The sequence below is a fragment of the Pseudoalteromonas sp. Xi13 genome (genome assembly GCF_003952205.1).
Taxonomy (GTDB): Bacteria; Pseudomonadota; Gammaproteobacteria; order Enterobacterales; family Alteromonadaceae; genus Pseudoalteromonas; species Pseudoalteromonas atlantica.
This window is the reverse complement of record NZ_CP034439.1, coordinates 814,287-832,240: the sequence shown is the minus strand read 5'-3', so window position 1 is coordinate 832,240 and position 17,954 is coordinate 814,287. Positions and strand designations below refer to the sequence as shown.

General features: G+C 42.4%; 14 protein-coding genes. 1 reads left to right on the top strand and 13 read right to left on the bottom strand.

Translation table 11 applies throughout. From position 1 onward, the window contains the following. Nucleotides 1-146 precede the first annotated feature (146 nt). Nucleotides 147-2,258 (top strand): hypothetical protein, encoded by a 2,112-nt coding sequence (locus EJ103_RS03735; RefSeq protein ID WP_126008710.1) that lies wholly within the window; start codon nucleotides 147-149, stop codon nucleotides 2,256-2,258. A 50-nt stretch (nucleotides 2,259-2,308) separates the two neighbouring features. Here the strand turns inward: EJ103_RS03735 and EJ103_RS03730 are convergent, their stop codons facing one another. The 13 genes from EJ103_RS03730 to thrA form a co-directional block, all read right to left on the bottom strand. After that, nucleotides 2,309-5,395: a ligand-binding sensor domain-containing diguanylate cyclase gene (locus EJ103_RS03730; RefSeq protein WP_126006119.1), complete on the bottom strand. Its 3,087-nt coding sequence runs from the start codon at nucleotides 5,393-5,395 to the stop codon at nucleotides 2,309-2,311. A gap of 37 nt (nucleotides 5,396-5,432) precedes the next feature. Next, the gene (locus EJ103_RS03725; protein ID WP_024031690.1) at nucleotides 5,433-5,918 is read right to left on the bottom strand and encodes a phosphatidylglycerophosphatase A; all 486 of its coding nucleotides are present in this window, start codon (nucleotides 5,916-5,918) and stop codon (nucleotides 5,433-5,435) included. Then, nucleotides 5,915-6,889, bottom strand: a complete 975-nt coding sequence (gene thiL, locus EJ103_RS03720) for a thiamine-phosphate kinase (protein ID WP_054983488.1) — start codon at nucleotides 6,887-6,889, stop codon at nucleotides 5,915-5,917. Before thiL ends, EJ103_RS03725 begins: the two co-directional genes overlap by 4 nt. A gap of 94 nt (nucleotides 6,890-6,983) precedes the next feature. Beyond that, a complete protein-coding gene (gene nusB, locus EJ103_RS03715; protein ID WP_004586866.1) occupies nucleotides 6,984-7,394 on the bottom strand; it encodes a transcription antitermination factor NusB in 411 nt (136 codons plus the stop codon). Nucleotides 7,395-7,409: 15 nt separating this feature from the next. Continuing rightward, complete coding sequence (ribE, locus tag EJ103_RS03710; protein WP_004586865.1) at nucleotides 7,410-7,874, bottom strand: 6,7-dimethyl-8-ribityllumazine synthase; 465 nt, start codon at nucleotides 7,872-7,874, stop codon at nucleotides 7,410-7,412. 101 nt (nucleotides 7,875-7,975) lie between these two features. Beyond that, nucleotides 7,976-9,088: a bifunctional 3,4-dihydroxy-2-butanone-4-phosphate synthase/GTP cyclohydrolase II gene (gene ribBA, locus EJ103_RS03705; protein ID WP_004586864.1), complete on the bottom strand. Its 1,113-nt coding sequence runs from the start codon at nucleotides 9,086-9,088 to the stop codon at nucleotides 7,976-7,978. A gap of 29 nt (nucleotides 9,089-9,117) precedes the next feature. Then, nucleotides 9,118-9,771 (bottom strand): riboflavin synthase, encoded by a 654-nt coding sequence (locus tag EJ103_RS03700; protein ID WP_054983490.1) that lies wholly within the window; start codon nucleotides 9,769-9,771, stop codon nucleotides 9,118-9,120. A 16-nt stretch (nucleotides 9,772-9,787) separates the two neighbouring features. Further along, the gene (gene ribD / locus EJ103_RS03695) at nucleotides 9,788-10,921 is read right to left on the bottom strand and encodes a bifunctional diaminohydroxyphosphoribosylaminopyrimidine deaminase/5-amino-6-(5-phosphoribosylamino)uracil reductase RibD (protein ID WP_126006117.1); all 1,134 of its coding nucleotides are present in this window, start codon (nucleotides 10,919-10,921) and stop codon (nucleotides 9,788-9,790) included. 2 nt (nucleotides 10,922-10,923) lie between these two features. Continuing rightward, a complete protein-coding gene (gene nrdR / locus EJ103_RS03690) occupies nucleotides 10,924-11,373 on the bottom strand; it encodes a transcriptional regulator NrdR (protein WP_004586861.1) in 450 nt (149 codons plus the stop codon). A gap of 365 nt (nucleotides 11,374-11,738) precedes the next feature. Continuing rightward, nucleotides 11,739-12,995, bottom strand: a complete 1,257-nt coding sequence (gene glyA / locus EJ103_RS03685; protein WP_024031685.1) for a serine hydroxymethyltransferase — start codon at nucleotides 12,993-12,995, stop codon at nucleotides 11,739-11,741. A 270-nt stretch (nucleotides 12,996-13,265) separates the two neighbouring features. Next, nucleotides 13,266-14,549, bottom strand: coding sequence for a threonine synthase (thrC, locus tag EJ103_RS03680; RefSeq protein WP_126006115.1), 1,284 nt, complete (start codon nucleotides 14,547-14,549; stop codon nucleotides 13,266-13,268). An 11-nt stretch (nucleotides 14,550-14,560) separates the two neighbouring features. Further along, nucleotides 14,561-15,496: a homoserine kinase gene (gene thrB, locus EJ103_RS03675; RefSeq protein ID WP_126006113.1), complete on the bottom strand. Its 936-nt coding sequence runs from the start codon at nucleotides 15,494-15,496 to the stop codon at nucleotides 14,561-14,563. A gap of 9 nt (nucleotides 15,497-15,505) precedes the next feature. Continuing rightward, entirely contained in the window at nucleotides 15,506-17,923 is a 2,418-nt protein-coding gene (gene thrA, locus EJ103_RS03670; protein WP_055254712.1) for a bifunctional aspartate kinase/homoserine dehydrogenase I, read from the bottom strand. Between the last annotated feature and the right edge of the window lie 31 nt (nucleotides 17,924-17,954).

Here is a 17,954-nt window from a genome sequence, read left to right as displayed (position 1 = left end):
TTGTTTTTTATTTTTAAATATTTGCATCCAATGTGTATTTCTACGCGTTATCCCTATGAGGTTAACACAGTAAATAGTACGTACTGAGGAGTATAAACAGGCACGTTATTTACTTTCATTTGATGGAATATTAAAAGGTAAAAATGATGAAAAAAGCTAATTTAACTCACCTTCATACACAAAACAGTTCACTTAAACGCCCCCTTTGTTTTTCAGCATTAGCGCTTGGGATAGTACTTGGTATTTCAGGGTGTAGCGGTGATGATGGAGAAAACGGTTTAGCCGGTACGCCGGGAGTAGATGGTCAAGATGGAAGCGATGGCACAAACGGTAACCCCGGCTTTAGTGCTGCCACGTTTATTTTAGCTAATAACGGTGAGCAAAACGCAGGCACTGTTGATTTAATAAACCAGAACGCTGCCAAATTAAAAACCTTTAATACCACTGCAAATGAAGGCGTAGCCTTTGATAGCCTCGGTAATTTAATACAAGCAAGCGACAGCGAAAATGGTAGCATTAAAACTATATGCCAACTTGCCAATCGCGATGATGGTGCAAGCTTTAGCACTAATCAAGACCGTGAAATTACAGGCCCTGCCACTACACTGGTTAATCCTAAGGGCATAGCGATTGCAAAAAATAGCGGGCTGATATTTATAGCTGATTTTGGTGCCATGCAAATTACCACATTTGGCAGTGCTGCAGCGGGAGATGCCGCGCCGCTTGCTACCACTGTTACCGAAGCCGCCCCGTGGGATGTTGATTATGACCACGTAAACGACCGACTTTATGTAGCACTTACCAACGGTGATGTCGCGGTTTATGATAATTTTGTAAGCGGTGAATTTACCGCTATGCCAAGTCGTACTATTACACCAAGCGATGCCGATGGTGTGCAAATATCGGTAAATATTCACGGTATTGTTTATGATGAAACCACCAATAAACTTATTTTATCGGATGTTGGTAGCGCATCAGATGCTACCGATGGCGCGCTTTTTGTTATAAATAATGCCTCAACTGCGCAAGGTAATACATCTGTTGCACGCAGTATTTCAGGCCCTGCGACTATGTTAGGCAACCCTGTAGATATTACCCTTGAGGGTAGCGATTTACGTGTGGCCGAAAAATCAAACGATGCAATTTTAGTGTTTAGTAATATATTTGCCGGTGAAAGTGGCGATATAGCGCCCGATTTAAGTACTGCGTCTACTAAGCCAGAGTCAATTACTAACACGCTAACTCAAAGCTCAATGGCTGATATATCAGATAGTACTGAGCCTAATATGGTGCTATTAGGCGTAGCCGTATCCAGTAATCCAAGCTCTGCGGGTGATACAACAGGCCAAATTAGCCGTTTAAATACAACATTAAGTAGCGAACTTGCAAGCTATAATGCAAGCCAAACAATAGAAAGCGTTAGCTTTGATAAAGCAGGTAATAGCTACGCAACATTCGATAATGCCAGTACAGGAATGGGCGGAATCGTCATCTCTACTAAAGTGGCTTATAACCGTGATGGCGAAACATTTAACGCCAGCCAAGATAGACTGATTTCAGGAAGCAATACAGGCCTTATTTCACCTAAAGGATTAGATATTGCCTCCGATAGTGGAATGATTTTGGTGGCTGAAAATAATGAAACCACGCCGAGCATTGCTATATTTTCAAGCTGTGCCACCGGCGATGTATCGCCTCTTATGACCTTAACTTTTGCCAATAATGCACGCCCGTGGGATGTTGATTACGACAGTAACACTGACCGCGCTTTTGTTGCGCTAACTAATGGCACTGTAGCGGTATTTGATCAAGTTAAAAATAAGCTACTAAGTGGCGAGACCACAATAAGTACAGAAGATAGATTAATTACACCTGCCAATAATTCACAAGCACTAGCAGGACCTACCAATATTCATGGAATAGATTACGACTCATTAAGTGGTGCGTTAATACTTTCTGATGTAGGCAGCGCAGCCGTTGCTGACGATGGCAAAATTTATGTATTAAATAATACCGCAAATGCCTCGGGGTTAGTTAATATAAGCGCGACGATTAGCGGGCCCAATACATTATTAGGAAACCCTGTTGATATTATGTATAGCGGAACCGATTTATACGTTGCCGAAAAGTCTAACAACGTAGTTATGCGCTTTAATAATATTTTAAGTACCGCAGGGGGAGATATAAGTGCCGATGCAAGTATGGCATTTAGTGCTCCTGAGTCAGTGGCTATTTTACCAGCGTGGCTAAACCAGTAATTAAATAGCGTTACCCTCACCATGCCTAGCCTACTTTTGTAGGTTGGGCATTATCGCATCCACACTTTAATATCTGCTAAGCCATTACTTTGTAAAATACCCAGCTGCTGATCTACATTCGAATTTTGCTCAAACTCAAACGCATCTAACTGTTTATCAAACGTAATATTTGCCACACCGTCACCACCGCGTTTTTTAACCTGATGAAGCGCTATATCGGCTAAGTTTATCGACGTTTCCCAGCTTATTACTTGCCCACCTAAAAGTGGCAGCGGGTAAAAAGACCACCCCAATGAAGCCGTAATATTGGTTGTTTTACCGTTTGGTAATTGAAACGAATTTAATGCGATTGCTTGGCATAAATCAGAGGCATAGCTGTCAATCATGTTGCACTTAAAATCGCGCAGCAATAATAAAAACTCATCCCCACTCCAGCGTGCTACATAGTCAGAGCCTTGGGTACGTGAATTAAGTAGTGCTGCCATTTGTTGTAAGCAGCTATCGCCTGCTATTGGGCCATACGCATCGTTTATACGGCTAAAGTTATCAAAGTTGATAATAAGCAGTACAAGTGACTTACCTTGCGCTTGTAAAGACTGCGCATTACGTTGGAAATGCTCAATATCTTTAGGGAGCTGATCAAACAAAAAGCGGCGGCTACGTAGCCCTGTAAGCTCATCTGAGTGACTAACTAGTTTAAGCTGTGAGTTTACTTGGCCTAATTTATCGTTAGCTTGGCGCAGCTCTAATGTACGCTCTGTAACCAGGGCTTCGAGTACTTCTTGCTTACGGCGCTCTTGCGCTCTAAATACCCAAAAAATAAAGTAAAACAGTAAAATAAACCCACTAACAATTAGCAATCTAAAGTAAATAGTTTCGTCAAAGCGCTGCGGTACTACAAATGCATACTCGGCAGTTTGCGCTCTGTCCCAATCTTCGCCTTGGCGTTTTGCCTCAAGCTCAAATAAAAATGACCCCGCCGGTAAATTTGTATAAATGGCTTCTCGGCGTGCATTAGCATAGCGCCAATCACTATCTAACCCACTTAACTTATATCTAAACTCAATACTATTTGGCGCATAATAATCGATGGCGGTGTACTTTAACGTTATGTCGCGCTCATCAGTATCTAGTAAAGGCTTTTCGCCCAATGCTGCGGTAGTTAATGCACGCAGAGGTGTGGTTAGTGTTTCTACTTTAGGCTTTAATACATTTAGGCCAAATAGCTCGGTATTTTTAGGTATTTCTACAATGCCTTGTAAGCTTGGGTACCAAATTGAATAATCGGTCATGGCAACGGCATCGTGTCCTAAACCGTTACAACACTGGCTTGCTTTACCATCGAGCTGCCTATCAAAAGAAGAAATAACCTCTTCCACTTTTAAGCTCGACACCTCTGATTTAAATTGCGCTACTGGCATACGGTAAACACCTTTCATGGTACTTACCCATACACGCTTATAAGTTTCGTCATACTCTAGGCTAAAAATAGAGCCATAGGGTAAGCCGTTGGCTGCATCTAACTGTCGCCAATGCCCTTGTAAGCTTCTGTAAAATAAGCCGTCATTAAGCGAGCCAATTAAAATACCTACACCATCTATGTGTAATACGCTGGTGATGTATGCACTTTCGAGCGAGGTTTGGTCACCTATTTTTTCAATGCCACGGTCAGTAAAGTAATACGCCCCTTTACTGGTCCCGATTACACCAAAGTTTGCTTTATCGAGCACATACGTTATAAATTTACTGCCTAAAAAGGCGTTGTATGCAAAGGGTGTTAACCCGCCATAACTCAGCCTATACAAGCCACGCCCTGTACCTATCCAAAAACCGCCTTTGCTTGATGGGCTAATAGCAAATACTGGATTGTCGCGCAGCGCTCTGCCAGGAAAACTGTATAGTTTATCTTGCTCGTAAAAAAACAGCCCTCGTCCGGTCGCTATATATAAACGCGAGCCATCAAACTGTAAGTCGTGTACTGTTGCACGGCCAAATTGCGCGCTGGGTATTTTATTGACAAAGTTTTTATTTAAATCGAAATAACCAATACCACTTTTATTTGCCACCCATAAATTACCATCGGGCGCTTGGCTGATTGCCATAACGGCCTCAGTCATTTGCGATAAAGCAGAGTGGCGTTCTATACGCCCTTCGTGTGCAAGCCATAAGCCTTCGCTAAAACTTGCAAGCCAAATATTATTTTGGCTATCGCGGTAAATATCGGCAAACCAAATACTTTGATCAAGCTGACTTGGCTCAACCCATTGCCACTCACCCGACTTAGCTCTAAAAAGCAGTCGTCCATACGTAGAAACCCATAAGCCACCATTGGTGTCGCTCATAAATTTATACACAGCTGAGTTATTCGCATTCGGCAGCGGAAAAGGTCTTAGCTCATCATCTAAATCTAAAAAGTAGGCACCCAGTTCAGAGGCTAAATATAAATTACCATTTAAAAAAGACAGATCATGAACAATGGTTTGTGCTAACCGCTCAGGCAATGACACCTTAGCTGTTAACTCCAACCTGAGTTTTGAAAAATCAGAGGCGCTTTTAGTTAAGCGTAGTAAATGACGGTCGTTGACAAGCCAAATTCCCTCTGGAGAAAGCGCCATTTGACTAACCGACCCCACTATTTGGGTGATCACAGTAGCATTTACAATAGGAACGAGTTCGTTCGCTTTATCACGTAAATCAACTTGGTTGCGGTCTACATAATAAAGCCCATTAGCTGCAATCCAAATGCTGCCCTTGGCATCTTCTAATATGTCTCTAACTGGGCCTTTAATATTAAATTCTTGTGCGGCAAGCGTTTGCGGGTTTATGACCACCAAGCCACTTTTAGTGCCCACCCACAGATAGCCATTGCTATCTATGAGCAGTTTATTAATACCATTGCTTGGCAAAAAAGGACTATTTTGTGTGTTGTAATTAGTGAACGTTGTGCCGTCAAAGCGGCTAAGGCCAAATTGCGTTCCGACCCACATATAGCCTTGCTGATCTTGCACAACACTTTTTAGCGATTGCGAAGGCAAGCCATCTTTGATATTCCATTGCTTAACAACGTAATCAGTAATAGAAGCCCAACTTGGCATGGCACACAACATAAGTACACATACCAGTAAAAATCGCATCATTTCGCTGCCACCTAGTTAAACAAATAAAACACAAAAATTAAAAGGGTAGTAAACCTGCTTTTATTAACGCTTGCAAACAAATAAGCGAAAAAATACCGGCAAGTACATCATCTGCCATTATACCCACGCCACCGTCCATTCGCTTATCGAGCGTTTTGATCGGGCCAGGTTTGGCAATATCAAAAAATCTAAATAATAAAAAGCCTACAAGTAGGGTTTGCCAACTAAGCGCTGCGCCAATCATCGTAATGTAATAACCCGCAACTTCATCCCACACTATGGCTGGATGGTCGTGCACACCTAAATCATCGGCGGTTTTGCCACACGCCCAAATACCAAAAATACTAATAACCACGGCAAACACGATTTGTAGCCAAAGCGGAAAATACATGGTCATAAAAATAAATGGTAAAGCAGCAAATGTACCAAAGGTGCCTGGCGCAACAGGCGCAAGGCCAGTGCCAAACCCTAGGCCAAATAACTGGTGCGGGCGCTTTAAATTAAACTGTTTTTTGCTAGTCAAACCTGCTCCTTGGCAAAGTGCTCAAAGCCCTGTTGCTCAAAATTAAATTTTTCACCGTGGTGTAAAAGCTCAATGTGCCCTTCGCCACTTTTTATTTGCCCTATGCACGTTGCTTCTACGCCGTATTGACGTAATTTAAGCTCCAACATGCTTTTATTATCTTCAGAGACAGTAAAAAGTAATTCGTAGTCATCGCCATAGCCTAAAATATACGGCAATTGCGCCTCAAAGCTCAGGCTTGAACGCATAGCGTCTGAGGTTGGGATGTTTTCAATATTTATACTGGCGCTGACTTGTGACATATCAAGTATGTGGCTTAAATCCGCCATAAGGCCATCAGACACATCAATAGCTGATGAAGCAAGGCCACGTAATACTTGCCCTGCAGCCACCCGTGGAGTGGGGTAATCAAAGCGGCTATTTATGTACTTTAAGTGCTCGGGCTCAATACTTAGGCCACGCTTGCGAGATTCAATAGCCAAGCCTGCATCACCTAGCGTGCCGGTTACACATACCCAGTCGCCCACTTTAGCACCTGCACGGCGTAAAGCTTTGCCCTCTGGCACAGTGCCTTTAGCGCATATAGTAACTGTTAAAGGGCCCTGCGTAGTATCGCCACCAATTATTTGTACATTAAAGTACTCAGCAATTTCGTGCATTCCCTCAGTAAATTCTTCAATCCACTGCTGGTTAATATTTGGTAGGGTTAGTGCCACCGACACCCAAGTTGGCTCAGCCCCCATGGCTGCTAAATCACTTAGATTTACGGCCAGTGCTCGGTGTCCTAATGCTCGGGGAGAAATGTCATCAAAAAAATGAACACCCGATACAAGCGTATCAGTTGTTACTGCAAGTTGGCAGTTTTGCGGAACGGTAACTAATGCACAGTCGTCCCCTATTCCTAGGCTTACATCACGACGAGTTATACCACGACCTTTAAAGTAGCGGTTTATTAATTCAAATTCCTTCATACACAAAAAAGCCGACCTATGCCGGCTCTCCTTTTTAACGTGTACTAACTGTTAAAGCTAAGCTCTTTAGCAGAGCGCTTTAGCAAGGTTAGTATTACTTGCGTAAATGCTTAACAGCTTTATCAAGTACACCGTTTACAAATTTATGGCTGTCTTCAGCGCCAAATATTTTAGCAAGCTCAATGCCTTCATTGATTGCTACTTTGTATGGCACATCTTCACGGAATTTAAGCTCATACGCGCTTAAACGTAAAATTGCACGCTCTACCATATCTAAATCATCAAATGGACGTGTTAAATGCGGAGATACAGCTTCATCTAGTTGCTTATAATTAACGGCAACGCCACGCGCTAAATCTTTAAAGTATTCAACATCAATTTTAGTCACGTCGTTTTCGATCAACATTTGTTGTTCGATATCGGCAATTAAATTGCCACTTAATTGCCAAGAATAAACGGCTTGGAGTGCTAAGATACGTGCTTTACGTCTTGCTGCTGGTTTCACAAAAATTCCTTAAACTTAAATTTTATCTAACACATTAACCATTTCAAGCGCGCCTAATGCCGCTTCGCCGCCTTTGTTACCCATTTTGGTACCAGCGCGTTCAATTGCTTGTTCAATGCTTTCTGTGGTTAATACGCCAAATGCAACCGGGATATCATACTCAAGCGATACATTTGCAAGGCCTTTGTTAGATTCGCCAGCAACGAGGTCAAAGTGTGGTGTACCACCTCTGATCACTACGCCTAATGCGATGATTGCATCATACTCTTTTTTTGCCGCAATGCGTTTTGCCGCTAAAGGTAACTCTACTGCACCGGGTACATACACAACGGTAATGTCATCATCGGCTACGCCACCAGTACGCTTTAGCTCATCAACAGCACCTTCTAGTAGGCTGCTACCAATAAAATCGTTAAAACGAGAAATAACAATAGCGAATTTTTTGCCTGGAGCGTACTTATTACCTTCAATAATTTTCATTTGATAACCCTAAAAATATGTTCAAGCGGTTGCGATTGCGCAAAAATTGCTGCGCATCATACCATAAAAATAAAAAAATAGACTAGTTAAAAGCTGAGCCCTTATTGTGGCTCAACGTAATCAACCACTTCTAAATGAAAGCCCGAAAGTGCATGGTACTTTTTAGGGCGACTCATTAAGCGCATTTGCTTAATACCTAAATCAGCCAGTATTTGCGAGCCCACACCAACGGTACGCGATGTACCTTTAAATTTACGCGGCGTAACATTTTCGCCAGCATCGGCAGCAGCAAATGCTTTTACTGTGGCCTCTAGCTCTTCGGTGCTTTCTTGTTTACCTAAAATAACCAGTGCACCGTTATTTTTTGCAATGTAAGCCATTGCATCAGAAAGCCCCCAACTACGGTCCGCACTTCTGTCTGAAAGCAAAATGTCGTTAAAGGTACTTTGTAAGTGCACGCGCACAAGCGTTGGTTCTTGCTCTTTAATTTCGCCTTTTAGCAATACGTAGTGCAGTTGGCCGTCAATCGTATCTTTGTAGGTTACTAAATCAAACTCACCGTGCTCAGTGGGTAATTTACACTTAGCCACTTGCTCTATGGTGGTTTCGTTAAGGTTTCGGTACTCAATTAAATCTGCAATTGTGCCAATTTTAATACCGTGCTCTTTAGCAAATATTTCTAAATCAGGGCGGCGCGCCATAGTGCCATCGGCATTGAGAATTTCTACAATAACTGATGAGGCTTCAAGGCCGGCTAAACGTGCTAAATCACACCCAGCTTCGGTGTGGCCTGCGCGCGTTAACACGCCACCTGGTTGTGCCATAATAGGAAAAATATGCCCAGGTTGCACGATATCGCTTGGTACAGCACCCTTTGCAATTGCCGCTTGAACTGTACGCGCTCTATCGGCTGCTGATATACCTGTTGTTACACCTTTAGATGCTTCAATCGACATAGTAAAGTTAGTAGAAAACGCTGCGCCATTGTTTTTAACCATTAACGGTAAATCAAGCTGCTCACAACGCTCTTGTGTCATAGTTAAACAAATTAAGCCACGACCATGAGTGGCCATAAAGTTAATTGCTTCGGCGCTAATGTGCTCTGCTGCAATGATTAAATCACCTTCGTTTTCTCTGTCTTCGTCATCCATTAAAATAACCATTTTACCGGCTTTAATGTCGTCGATGATTTCTTGTGCGCTGTGTAAATTCATAAATTTGCTCGTGTAAGTTATCAGTGTCGTTATTTAACAAAACCAGCTTTAGCTAGTAAGCTCATTGAAATATCTGAGCCAGTCGGCTGCTCAGCCCCTTTAATAAGGCGCTCTAAATAACGTGCAATTTGGTCGACTTCTAAATTAACGCGTGTGCCCACTTTAAAATCAGCAATGGTGGTTTGCTCGCTTGTGTGCGGCACTATGGTTAATTTAAATGTATTACCTTGTACAGCGTTTACTGTCAGGCTTATACCATCTATACATACAGACCCTTTGTAAGGAATGTACTTCATTAAGTTTTCATCGGTGCTTAGCCAATATTCTGTGGCACGCGCATTACTAGTAATGGCTGTAATGGTTGCAATGCCATCAACATGACCTGACACTAAATGCCCGCCTAAACGTGAAACCGGCTGCATGGCTTTTTCAAGGTTAACTGTTTGGCCAATATTATAATTTGCAAACCCAGTTAAGCTGATAGTTTCGTTTGATAAGTCGGCACTAAAGCCATCAATGTGCTTATCAACTACCGTTAAACATACGCCATTAGTGGCAATGCTATCGCCAAGCTTTACATCGCTCATATCAAGATTAGCGCTTTGAATGCGAATGGCTAAATCGCCTTGTTTTTTTTGTAATAGCGCAATTTTGCCTGTGGCTTCAATTATTCCAGTAAACATAGCCCTACTCTTTTAATTAAGTGGTTGGAATGTGTTTTGTGGCGGTTATACGTAAATCATCGCCTATTTTCACACACTCTTTAAACGTCAAATTAACGGTGTTTTGCATATCTGTTAGCGGTGCAAAATTAACTAAGCTTTTTGCATCGCACCCCATTAGTTTAGGCGCTAGATAAAATATATATTCGTCTATTAAATTAAGCTCTGTCATTTTACCGGCAAGTGTAGCACCCGCTTCTAAATAAACATGATTAAATTGCAGCTTAGCAAGGTGTGCTAAAACAGACGTTAAATTAACTTTGTTATTTTGCTGTGGCACTTCTATATGCCTTACAAAATGCGGCCACTGCGTTGATTTATCAACCTTGGTAGTAAAAATTATTATTTCACTTTCAATATTAAATACTGCCAGCTCTGGTGTAAGCCTATTTTGTGAGTCAATTATAACACGCACCGGTTGGCGTAGGGGTAATTCAGTAGGTAAAGCCTGTGGCAACTCGCTTAACCTCACATTGAGCTTAGCATCATCCGTAATAACCGTATCGGCGCCCGTTAAAATAGCGCAGCTTTGTGCTCGATGTAGTTGTACATCTTGTCGCGCAGCGCTGCCGGTGATCCACTTACTTTGGCCATTTTTTAGCGCGGTTTTACCATCAATGCTGGCCGCCATTTTACACGTAACATACGGAAGCCCCTGCTCCATACGCTTAAAAAAACCTAAATTAAGTGCGCGCGCTTGCTGCTCTAAAAGCCCAAATGCAACCTCTATACCTGCATCGCTGAGTATTTTAAGCCCTTTACCTGCTACTTGTGGGTTGGTGTCGACCATAGCCGCAATAACTTTTACTACACCTGCGGCTTTTAAACCCTCTGCACACGGCGGAGTGCGTCCGTAATGGCTACACGGTTCAAGCGTAACATACGCAGTCGCGCCTTTTGCGTTTTCACCTGCTACAGCAAGGGCATTAACCTCAGCATGTCCCTGCCCAGCTAATTGATGAAACCCTTCACCAATTATGTGGTTATCTTTAACTAAAACACACCCTACATTAGGATTGGGGGTGGTTGTAAATCGCCCTTTTTTTGCAAGCTCGATGGCACGTGCCATGTACATTTCATCTTGCGCGGTAAAGGTTGTTTGGTTTTGCATTATTACTCCCCTAAACGGGCAATTTCTTCACCAAATTCGCGTATATCTTCAAACGAGCGATACACAGAGGCAAACCGCACATAGGCTACTTTATCCAGCTTTTTAAGCGCCTCCATTATGCACTCACCCACTAGGTGACTTGATATTTCTCGCTCGCCGGTAGCACGCAACTGCGATTTAATAATATTAACCACTTCATCCACTTGCTCTGTACTAACAGGGCGTTTTTCTAGGGCACGATTAAGGCCATTGAGTAGTTTATCTTCATTAAAGGGCTCTCGGCTGCCATCTTGTTTAATTACACGTGGCATAACTAACTCGGCGCCTTCAAAGGTAGTAAATCGCTCGTGACACTCGTTACATTCACGACGACGGCGAACTTGGTGGCCTCCGCCGACTAGGCGAGAATCAATAACTTTAGTATCTTTTGCGGTACAAAATGGGCAATGCATAACTCGGTACTTCCGTTTTAAAACAAAAAAGGCCGCTATTTAGCGGCCTTTTATCTTAGCAAAAAAATAGGGCCTGTTGGCCTTTCAGGATTAAATTTGTTCTATCTAGGGGTGATTTGATCGCGGCGCGAGGTTTGTAACCTAGTGGGCTAAGTAAAAACCGAGCAACAAAGAGTAAATCGCCCCTAGGACGAACCCGAGGGCAGTGCATGTTTGGCATTTATGCTGCGTTATCGCCTATTTGTGTGGAGTAACCACACTACATAGACTCTGCCTTGCCTAAAAACCAAACATACTACTGCAAATTAAACCTCGAAAGGTAAACAGGCCCCTTGTTGTGATCTAAATTACTGCTGCTTATGCAATTAAGCGTATACAGGTAGTTTTGCACAAATTGCTTTAACTTTTTCTTTAACTTGCGCTTGTACTGACTCATCATTGATGTTGTCTAATACGTCACAAATCCAGCCAGCAAGTTCTTTCGATTCAGCTTCTTTAAAGCCACGACGTGTAATTGCAGGTGAACCAATACGTAAACCAGAAGTAACAAACGGTGAGCGAGGATCGTTTGGTACAGAGTTTTTGTTCACAGTAATGTTTGCATTGCCAAGCGCTGCGTCTGCATCTTTACCTGTGATATCTTTATCGATTAAATCAAGTAAGAATAAGTGGTTTTCTGTTTTATCAGATACGATTTTGTAACCGCGCTCTTGCATAACAGCAACCATAGCTTGAGCATTTTTAACTACTTGTGCTTGGTATGTTTTAAATTCTGGTTGTAGAGCTTCTTTAAATGCCACTGCTTTTGCAGCAATAATGTGACATAAAGGACCACCTTGGCCACCTGGGAACACAGCGCTGTTAAGCTTTTTGTAAATTGCTTCGTCGCCACAAGCAGAAATAATTAAACCACCACGAGGGCCTGCTAATGTTTTGTGTGTTGTTGTTGTTACAACATGCGCGTGAGGTACTGGGCTTGGGTAAACACCCGCTGCAATTAAACCTGCAACGTGAGCCATATCAACAAATAAGTAAGCACCTACTTTATCAGCAATCTCACGGAATTTAGCCCAATCAACAATACCTGAGTACGCAGAAAAACCACCAATAATCATTTTTGGTTTGTGTTCAAGTGCTAGCGCTTCTACCTGTGCGTAGTCAATTTCGCCAGTTGCTTCGTCTAGCCCGTACTGGATTGCGTTGTATAGCTTACCTGAGAAGCTTACGTGTGAACCGTGCGTTAAGTGACCACCATGAGCTAAGCTCATACCAAGTACAGTGTCGCCCGCTTCTAATAATGCTAAGAAAACAGCTGCATTTGCTTGAGAACCCGCATGTGGCTGAACGTTTGCATAGTCAGAACCAAATAGCTCGTTAGCACGATCAATTGCAAGTTGTTCAACAACGTCTACGTGCTCACAACCGCCATAGTAACGTTTGCCCGGGTAACCTTCTGCGTATTTGTTTGTAAGCTGTGAACCCTGTGCTTCTAGTACGCGTGGGCTACAGTAGTTTTCTGATGCGATTAATTCAATGTGCTCTTCTTGGCGAGCAGTTTCTTTGTTTATCGCGTCAAATAACTCTGGATCAAAATCCGAAATATTCATGCTACGTTCTAACATTGGGGTCTCCTAGGGCAACGTGTATGGTGTTTTTTAGAGGCTTTATTGTACGCTTTAAACGACTCTTTGCCTACGCTCTTAAGTTGAGGATATTTAAACAGGGATTGAATCTATTTCACAGCGTTTTTAAGATGATATTTTTTTATAAATGCATTAATAATTTAAATGATTTTTATTTTTTACATTTAATTAGTTAATGATAAATACTTTATTTAGCGCGTTCAAAATACAAAAAAAGCGGCCAAAGCCGCTTTTTTAACGCTAAGTTAGTTAGCCTAACTTAGCGAGTATTTCAGTGCGTAACGCTTCATAATCAGGGTTAATGTCGCTTGCTAAACAAGGTTTAGCAAGTGCGTCGCTAAGTGGTTTTGGCATATCAAGTTCAATATTTAGGATCTCTTCTACGCTTTCTTTAAACTTAGCAGGGTGAGCAGTTGCTAAAAAGATACCTGCTGCGCCGGGTGCTTTATTCTCTACAAGACCTTGGTATGCAATGGCGGTATGCGGCTCTGCAACATAACCCGTTTGTTGAATATTTTTCATCACTGCTTGCGTATTTTCTTCGCTCACGCTGGTTGAGTAAAAATTATCGTAGCTAAACCAGTTATTATCTAACATTGTTTGCACACGTGGCCAGTTATTTGGCTTGCTCACATCCATCGCATTTGAAAGCGACTCAAGTGTTGCATTTGGCGCCCAATTTTTATCAAGCATGTAACGTGGCACGGTGTCGTTTTGATTTGTAGTCGCACTTAATTTACCCACCGGCAAACCAATTACAGCACCAATCATGGCGGCACATACATTACCAAAGTTACCACTAGGGACTGAAATATGCGCTGTAGCACGCTTTTCTTTTGGTAGCTGAGCAATGGCTTCAAAGTAATAACATACTTGTGCCACTAGGCGGCTAATGTTGATTGAGTTAGCTGAATTAAGGCCAAGTGTAGATTTAACTTCGTCATCTAAAAACGACTTTTTAACCAGCTCTTGGCAATCATCAAAACTGCCATCAACCGCGTAACAATGAATATTGTTCCCAAGCGTAGTAAATAGCTTTTGCTGAGCAAGCGAAATTTTGCCTTTAGGGTATAGAATAACCACATCTATGTTTGGCTTGTTGTAAAACGCATGTGCAACAGCAGCGCCAGTATCGCCAGAGGTTGCCGTTAAAATCGTGACTTTTTCGCCTTGATTAAACTGTGCTAAACACTCAGCCATAAAGCGCCCGCCAAAGTCTTTAAACGCAAGCGTAGGGCCATGAAAAAGCTCTAAACAATAGTTATTGTCTTCAACCTCTACCAATTTTACGGGGAAGTTAAATGCATTTTTAACCATTTGAGCAACGGTATCAGCGGGTAATTCATCACCAATAAGGTGTGATAAAATTTTGCTACTGCGGGTAACAAAGTTCATATCTAATAACGCATCTACATCGGCGAGTGGCGCTAAGCTTTCAGGGAAAAATACCCCCTGATTACGCCCAAGCCCTGTTTTTACCGCTTCAACAAACGACACTTTTTGAGAATTTTCTTTTAAATTATGTAATTGCATAAATGCCTATCCTATAAAACTGTTAATTGACGCGTGCCGTCGTTATCTAATTTACAAATGTGGCAAAAGCCCTGCTCATTTATATAGTTTTGCGCTAACCACTGCGCACATTTTTCAGCAGCTTCTAATGTTTTACACACTGTAAATAACGTAGGGCCTGCACCTGAAATACTGACAATTTCTGCACCAAGCGCTGGCAAATTTGCTTTCGCTTCGCTAAACCCTGTTATTAATGGCGCTCGGTAAGGCTCTGCTATATCGTCTTGCATAATGCTCAGTGCATCATCAAAACGCTGCGTTAATAACAAACTGCTAAATGCCGATAAACGCTGTGCAAACTCAACCCCTGCGTGCATGCTTAGCTCTTTAGGTAATACCGAGCGTGCCTTTGCGGTATTAAGCGAAAACCCAGGAAACGCCGCTACGTAGTACCAGTTTTCATCAACTGGTAGCGCAATTGACTTATCAGGAATTAAATCGCCTGTAAGCTGTAAGCCCCCTAAATAACACGGGGTGATGTTGTCATAATGACGCCCGCCACTGACTATCGCTTCAAAATCAGCCATTAATTCAATCAGCTCAACTTGGCTTAAATTGGTTTGAGCAAACTTATCAAGCGCAGCAAAGGTTGCTACCACCGAGCACGCACTCGAACCTAGCCCTGAGCCAATTGGTAAATTCTTTTTAAGCTCTAATTTTACACTTGGCATATCTGGCGCAACGTGCGCTCTAAAATGTACTAAACATTGATATGCTAGGTTTTCGCTCGCATCGCTTGGTAACTTATGCGCATATTCGCCAGAGCAAACAAACTCATCACTTGCTGCGGGGCTTACTACGGCTACATCACCTAATAAGCTGCCATCAATAGGCGCAAGCGCTGCGCCAAGTGCATCAAAGCCCACTGCAAAATTACCAATAGACGCCGGAGCATATACTTCTATCATAATGCTCTCCTAGCGCGATAATGTTTTTAATACGTCGGCAAATACGCCTGCAGCGGTTACTGCAGAGCCTGCACCGTAACCACGAATTACAAACGGGCGTGGTTGATAATACTGGCTTAAAATAGCTAATGCGTTTTCACCATCACGAATAACATTTAATGCATGCGATGAATCGACCGCTTCAATACCTACTTTACAGTGACCTTCTTTAATTGTACCTACATAACGCAGTACCTTGCCCTCTGCTGCCGCACTTTGAATACGGTCGTTAAACTCGGCGTCTAAACTTGGCAGTTTAGCCATAAATTCATCTACGCTGTCGCCTTGTGCAAAACCTTGTGGTAATACCGACTCAACTTCAATATCGCTAAGCTCTAATTTCATGCCGGCTTCGCGAGCAATAATAAGTAATTTACGTGCTACATCGGTACCCGATAAATCATCCCGTGGGTCTGGCTCTGTAAAACCGCTTTCTTTTGCTTTAATTGTTGCCTCAGAAAGTGATAAACCATCTTCTAGTGCACCAAACATGTACGACAGTGAGCCTGATAAAATACCGCTAAACTCAAGTAACTCATCACCTGCACCAAATAACGACTGTAGGTTATCGATTACCGGCAAGCCTGCACCTACGTTTGTTTCGTATAAAAACTTGCGATTATTTTTTTGTGTTGCTGCAATTAAGTCTTGGTAATAATCATACGAGCTGGTTGTTGCTTTTTTATTAGCGGCAACCACATGGAAGCCCGCATTTAAAAAATCCACATACTGAGCTGCTAGCGCATCAGAAGACGTACAATCTACAAGCACGGGGTTTACTAAGTGATTTTGTTTTACAAACTGCTCAACTAAATTTAAATCAAACGCTTGCTCTGATGCTGCAAGCTTTTGCTGCCAGTCATCAAATGCAATACCTTCGCTGTCTAAATGCAATTGACGAGAATTAGCAACACCATATAGGTTTAACTTAATATTACGTTTTTCAAGCCACGCTTGCTGGCGCTCTAACTGAGAAATAAGCTCTTGGCCTACTAAGCCACAGCCAAGTAAAAATACGTCAATTGAAGGGACGTGCGTAAAAAAGTTTTCATGGCATATTTTCACTGCATCGTTACACAGCTCACCATCAATAACCGCCGAAATAGCACTTTCTGTAGAATCCTGCGCAATGGCTACAATGTTTACTTGGGCCTGTGCAAGAGAAGCAAAAAACTGTGCTGCTAAACCTTTGTGTGCGCGCATGTTATCGCCCACTAAAGTGACAATGGCAAGGTTACGTTGTACTTGTACCGGCTCAATTAAGCCTGCTTGTAATTCAAGTTCAAATGCACTTTGCAAGGCTTCTAGCGCGAGCGCTAAATCGCTTTCGTGCACACAAAAGCTAATGCTAAATTCACACGATGATTGAGTAATTAATACTATCGATACGTTATCGTGCGCAAGGGCATTAAATACCTTAGAGGCCATGCCCACTTTACCTTTCATGCCAGGGCCTGACACGGTAAGCATTGCTAAGTCTTGCAAGCTAGAAAGCGCTTTTACTGGCTCATCAGATGAATAGTCGTTACCAATTAATGACCCCTGAGCATCTGGGTTATGGGTATTTTTAATTTCGCACGGTACGCCCGCTTTCGCGCACGGTAAAATGGTTTTAGGATGAAGTACTTTAGCGCCAAAGTAAGAAAGCTCCATCGCTTCTTTATAAGATAAGAAATCAACTTTAGTCGCTTTTTTGATGTAGCGCGGATCAGCACTGTACACACCATCAACATCAGTCCAAATTTGGCAAATTTCAGCATCTAAACATGCCGCTGCAATAGCTGCTGAGTAATCAGAGCCATTACGACCAAGTGTAGTAAGTTCGCCTTGCTCGTTGCTTGCTGTAAAGCCTGGCATAATGTAAATGGTGGCTGGGTTTTCTTTAAGTACTGCTTGAAAGCGTGCTTTACTCGTTACTAAGTCGGCCTCAGCATCAATGTAGCCACCAGTAGAGGCAACACAACGCGTTGCTTCAAGGTATTGTGCATTGTGCGAGCTTAATAAACTTTGCATTAGCGATACGCTAACACGCTCACCAAAACTAATTACAAAAGCACGAATTTGATCTGGGCAGCACTTAATAAGCGCCACACCATCTAGCTTATTTTTAAGCTCATTAAAATCTGGCCAGTTTGTTACTTCGCCACTGCTTTTTTCTACTTCTGCTTTTAATGTCTCGCATCGGCTTAGTAAAGCTTGCCATTGCTGAGAAAAATCTTGACCTTGCTCAGCGGCACTTGCCAGCGCAACTAATGAATCAGTCATACCACCGGGTGCAGAAAGTACCAGTAACATTTCATCTTTTAACTGTGCTTTTACCAGCAAAGCTACTTGTTGCAAACAGGCAAAGTCGGCAAGCGAAGAGCCTCCAAATTTTAAAACGCGCATTATTTATGTTCCTCATCCCATAAAACGAAAA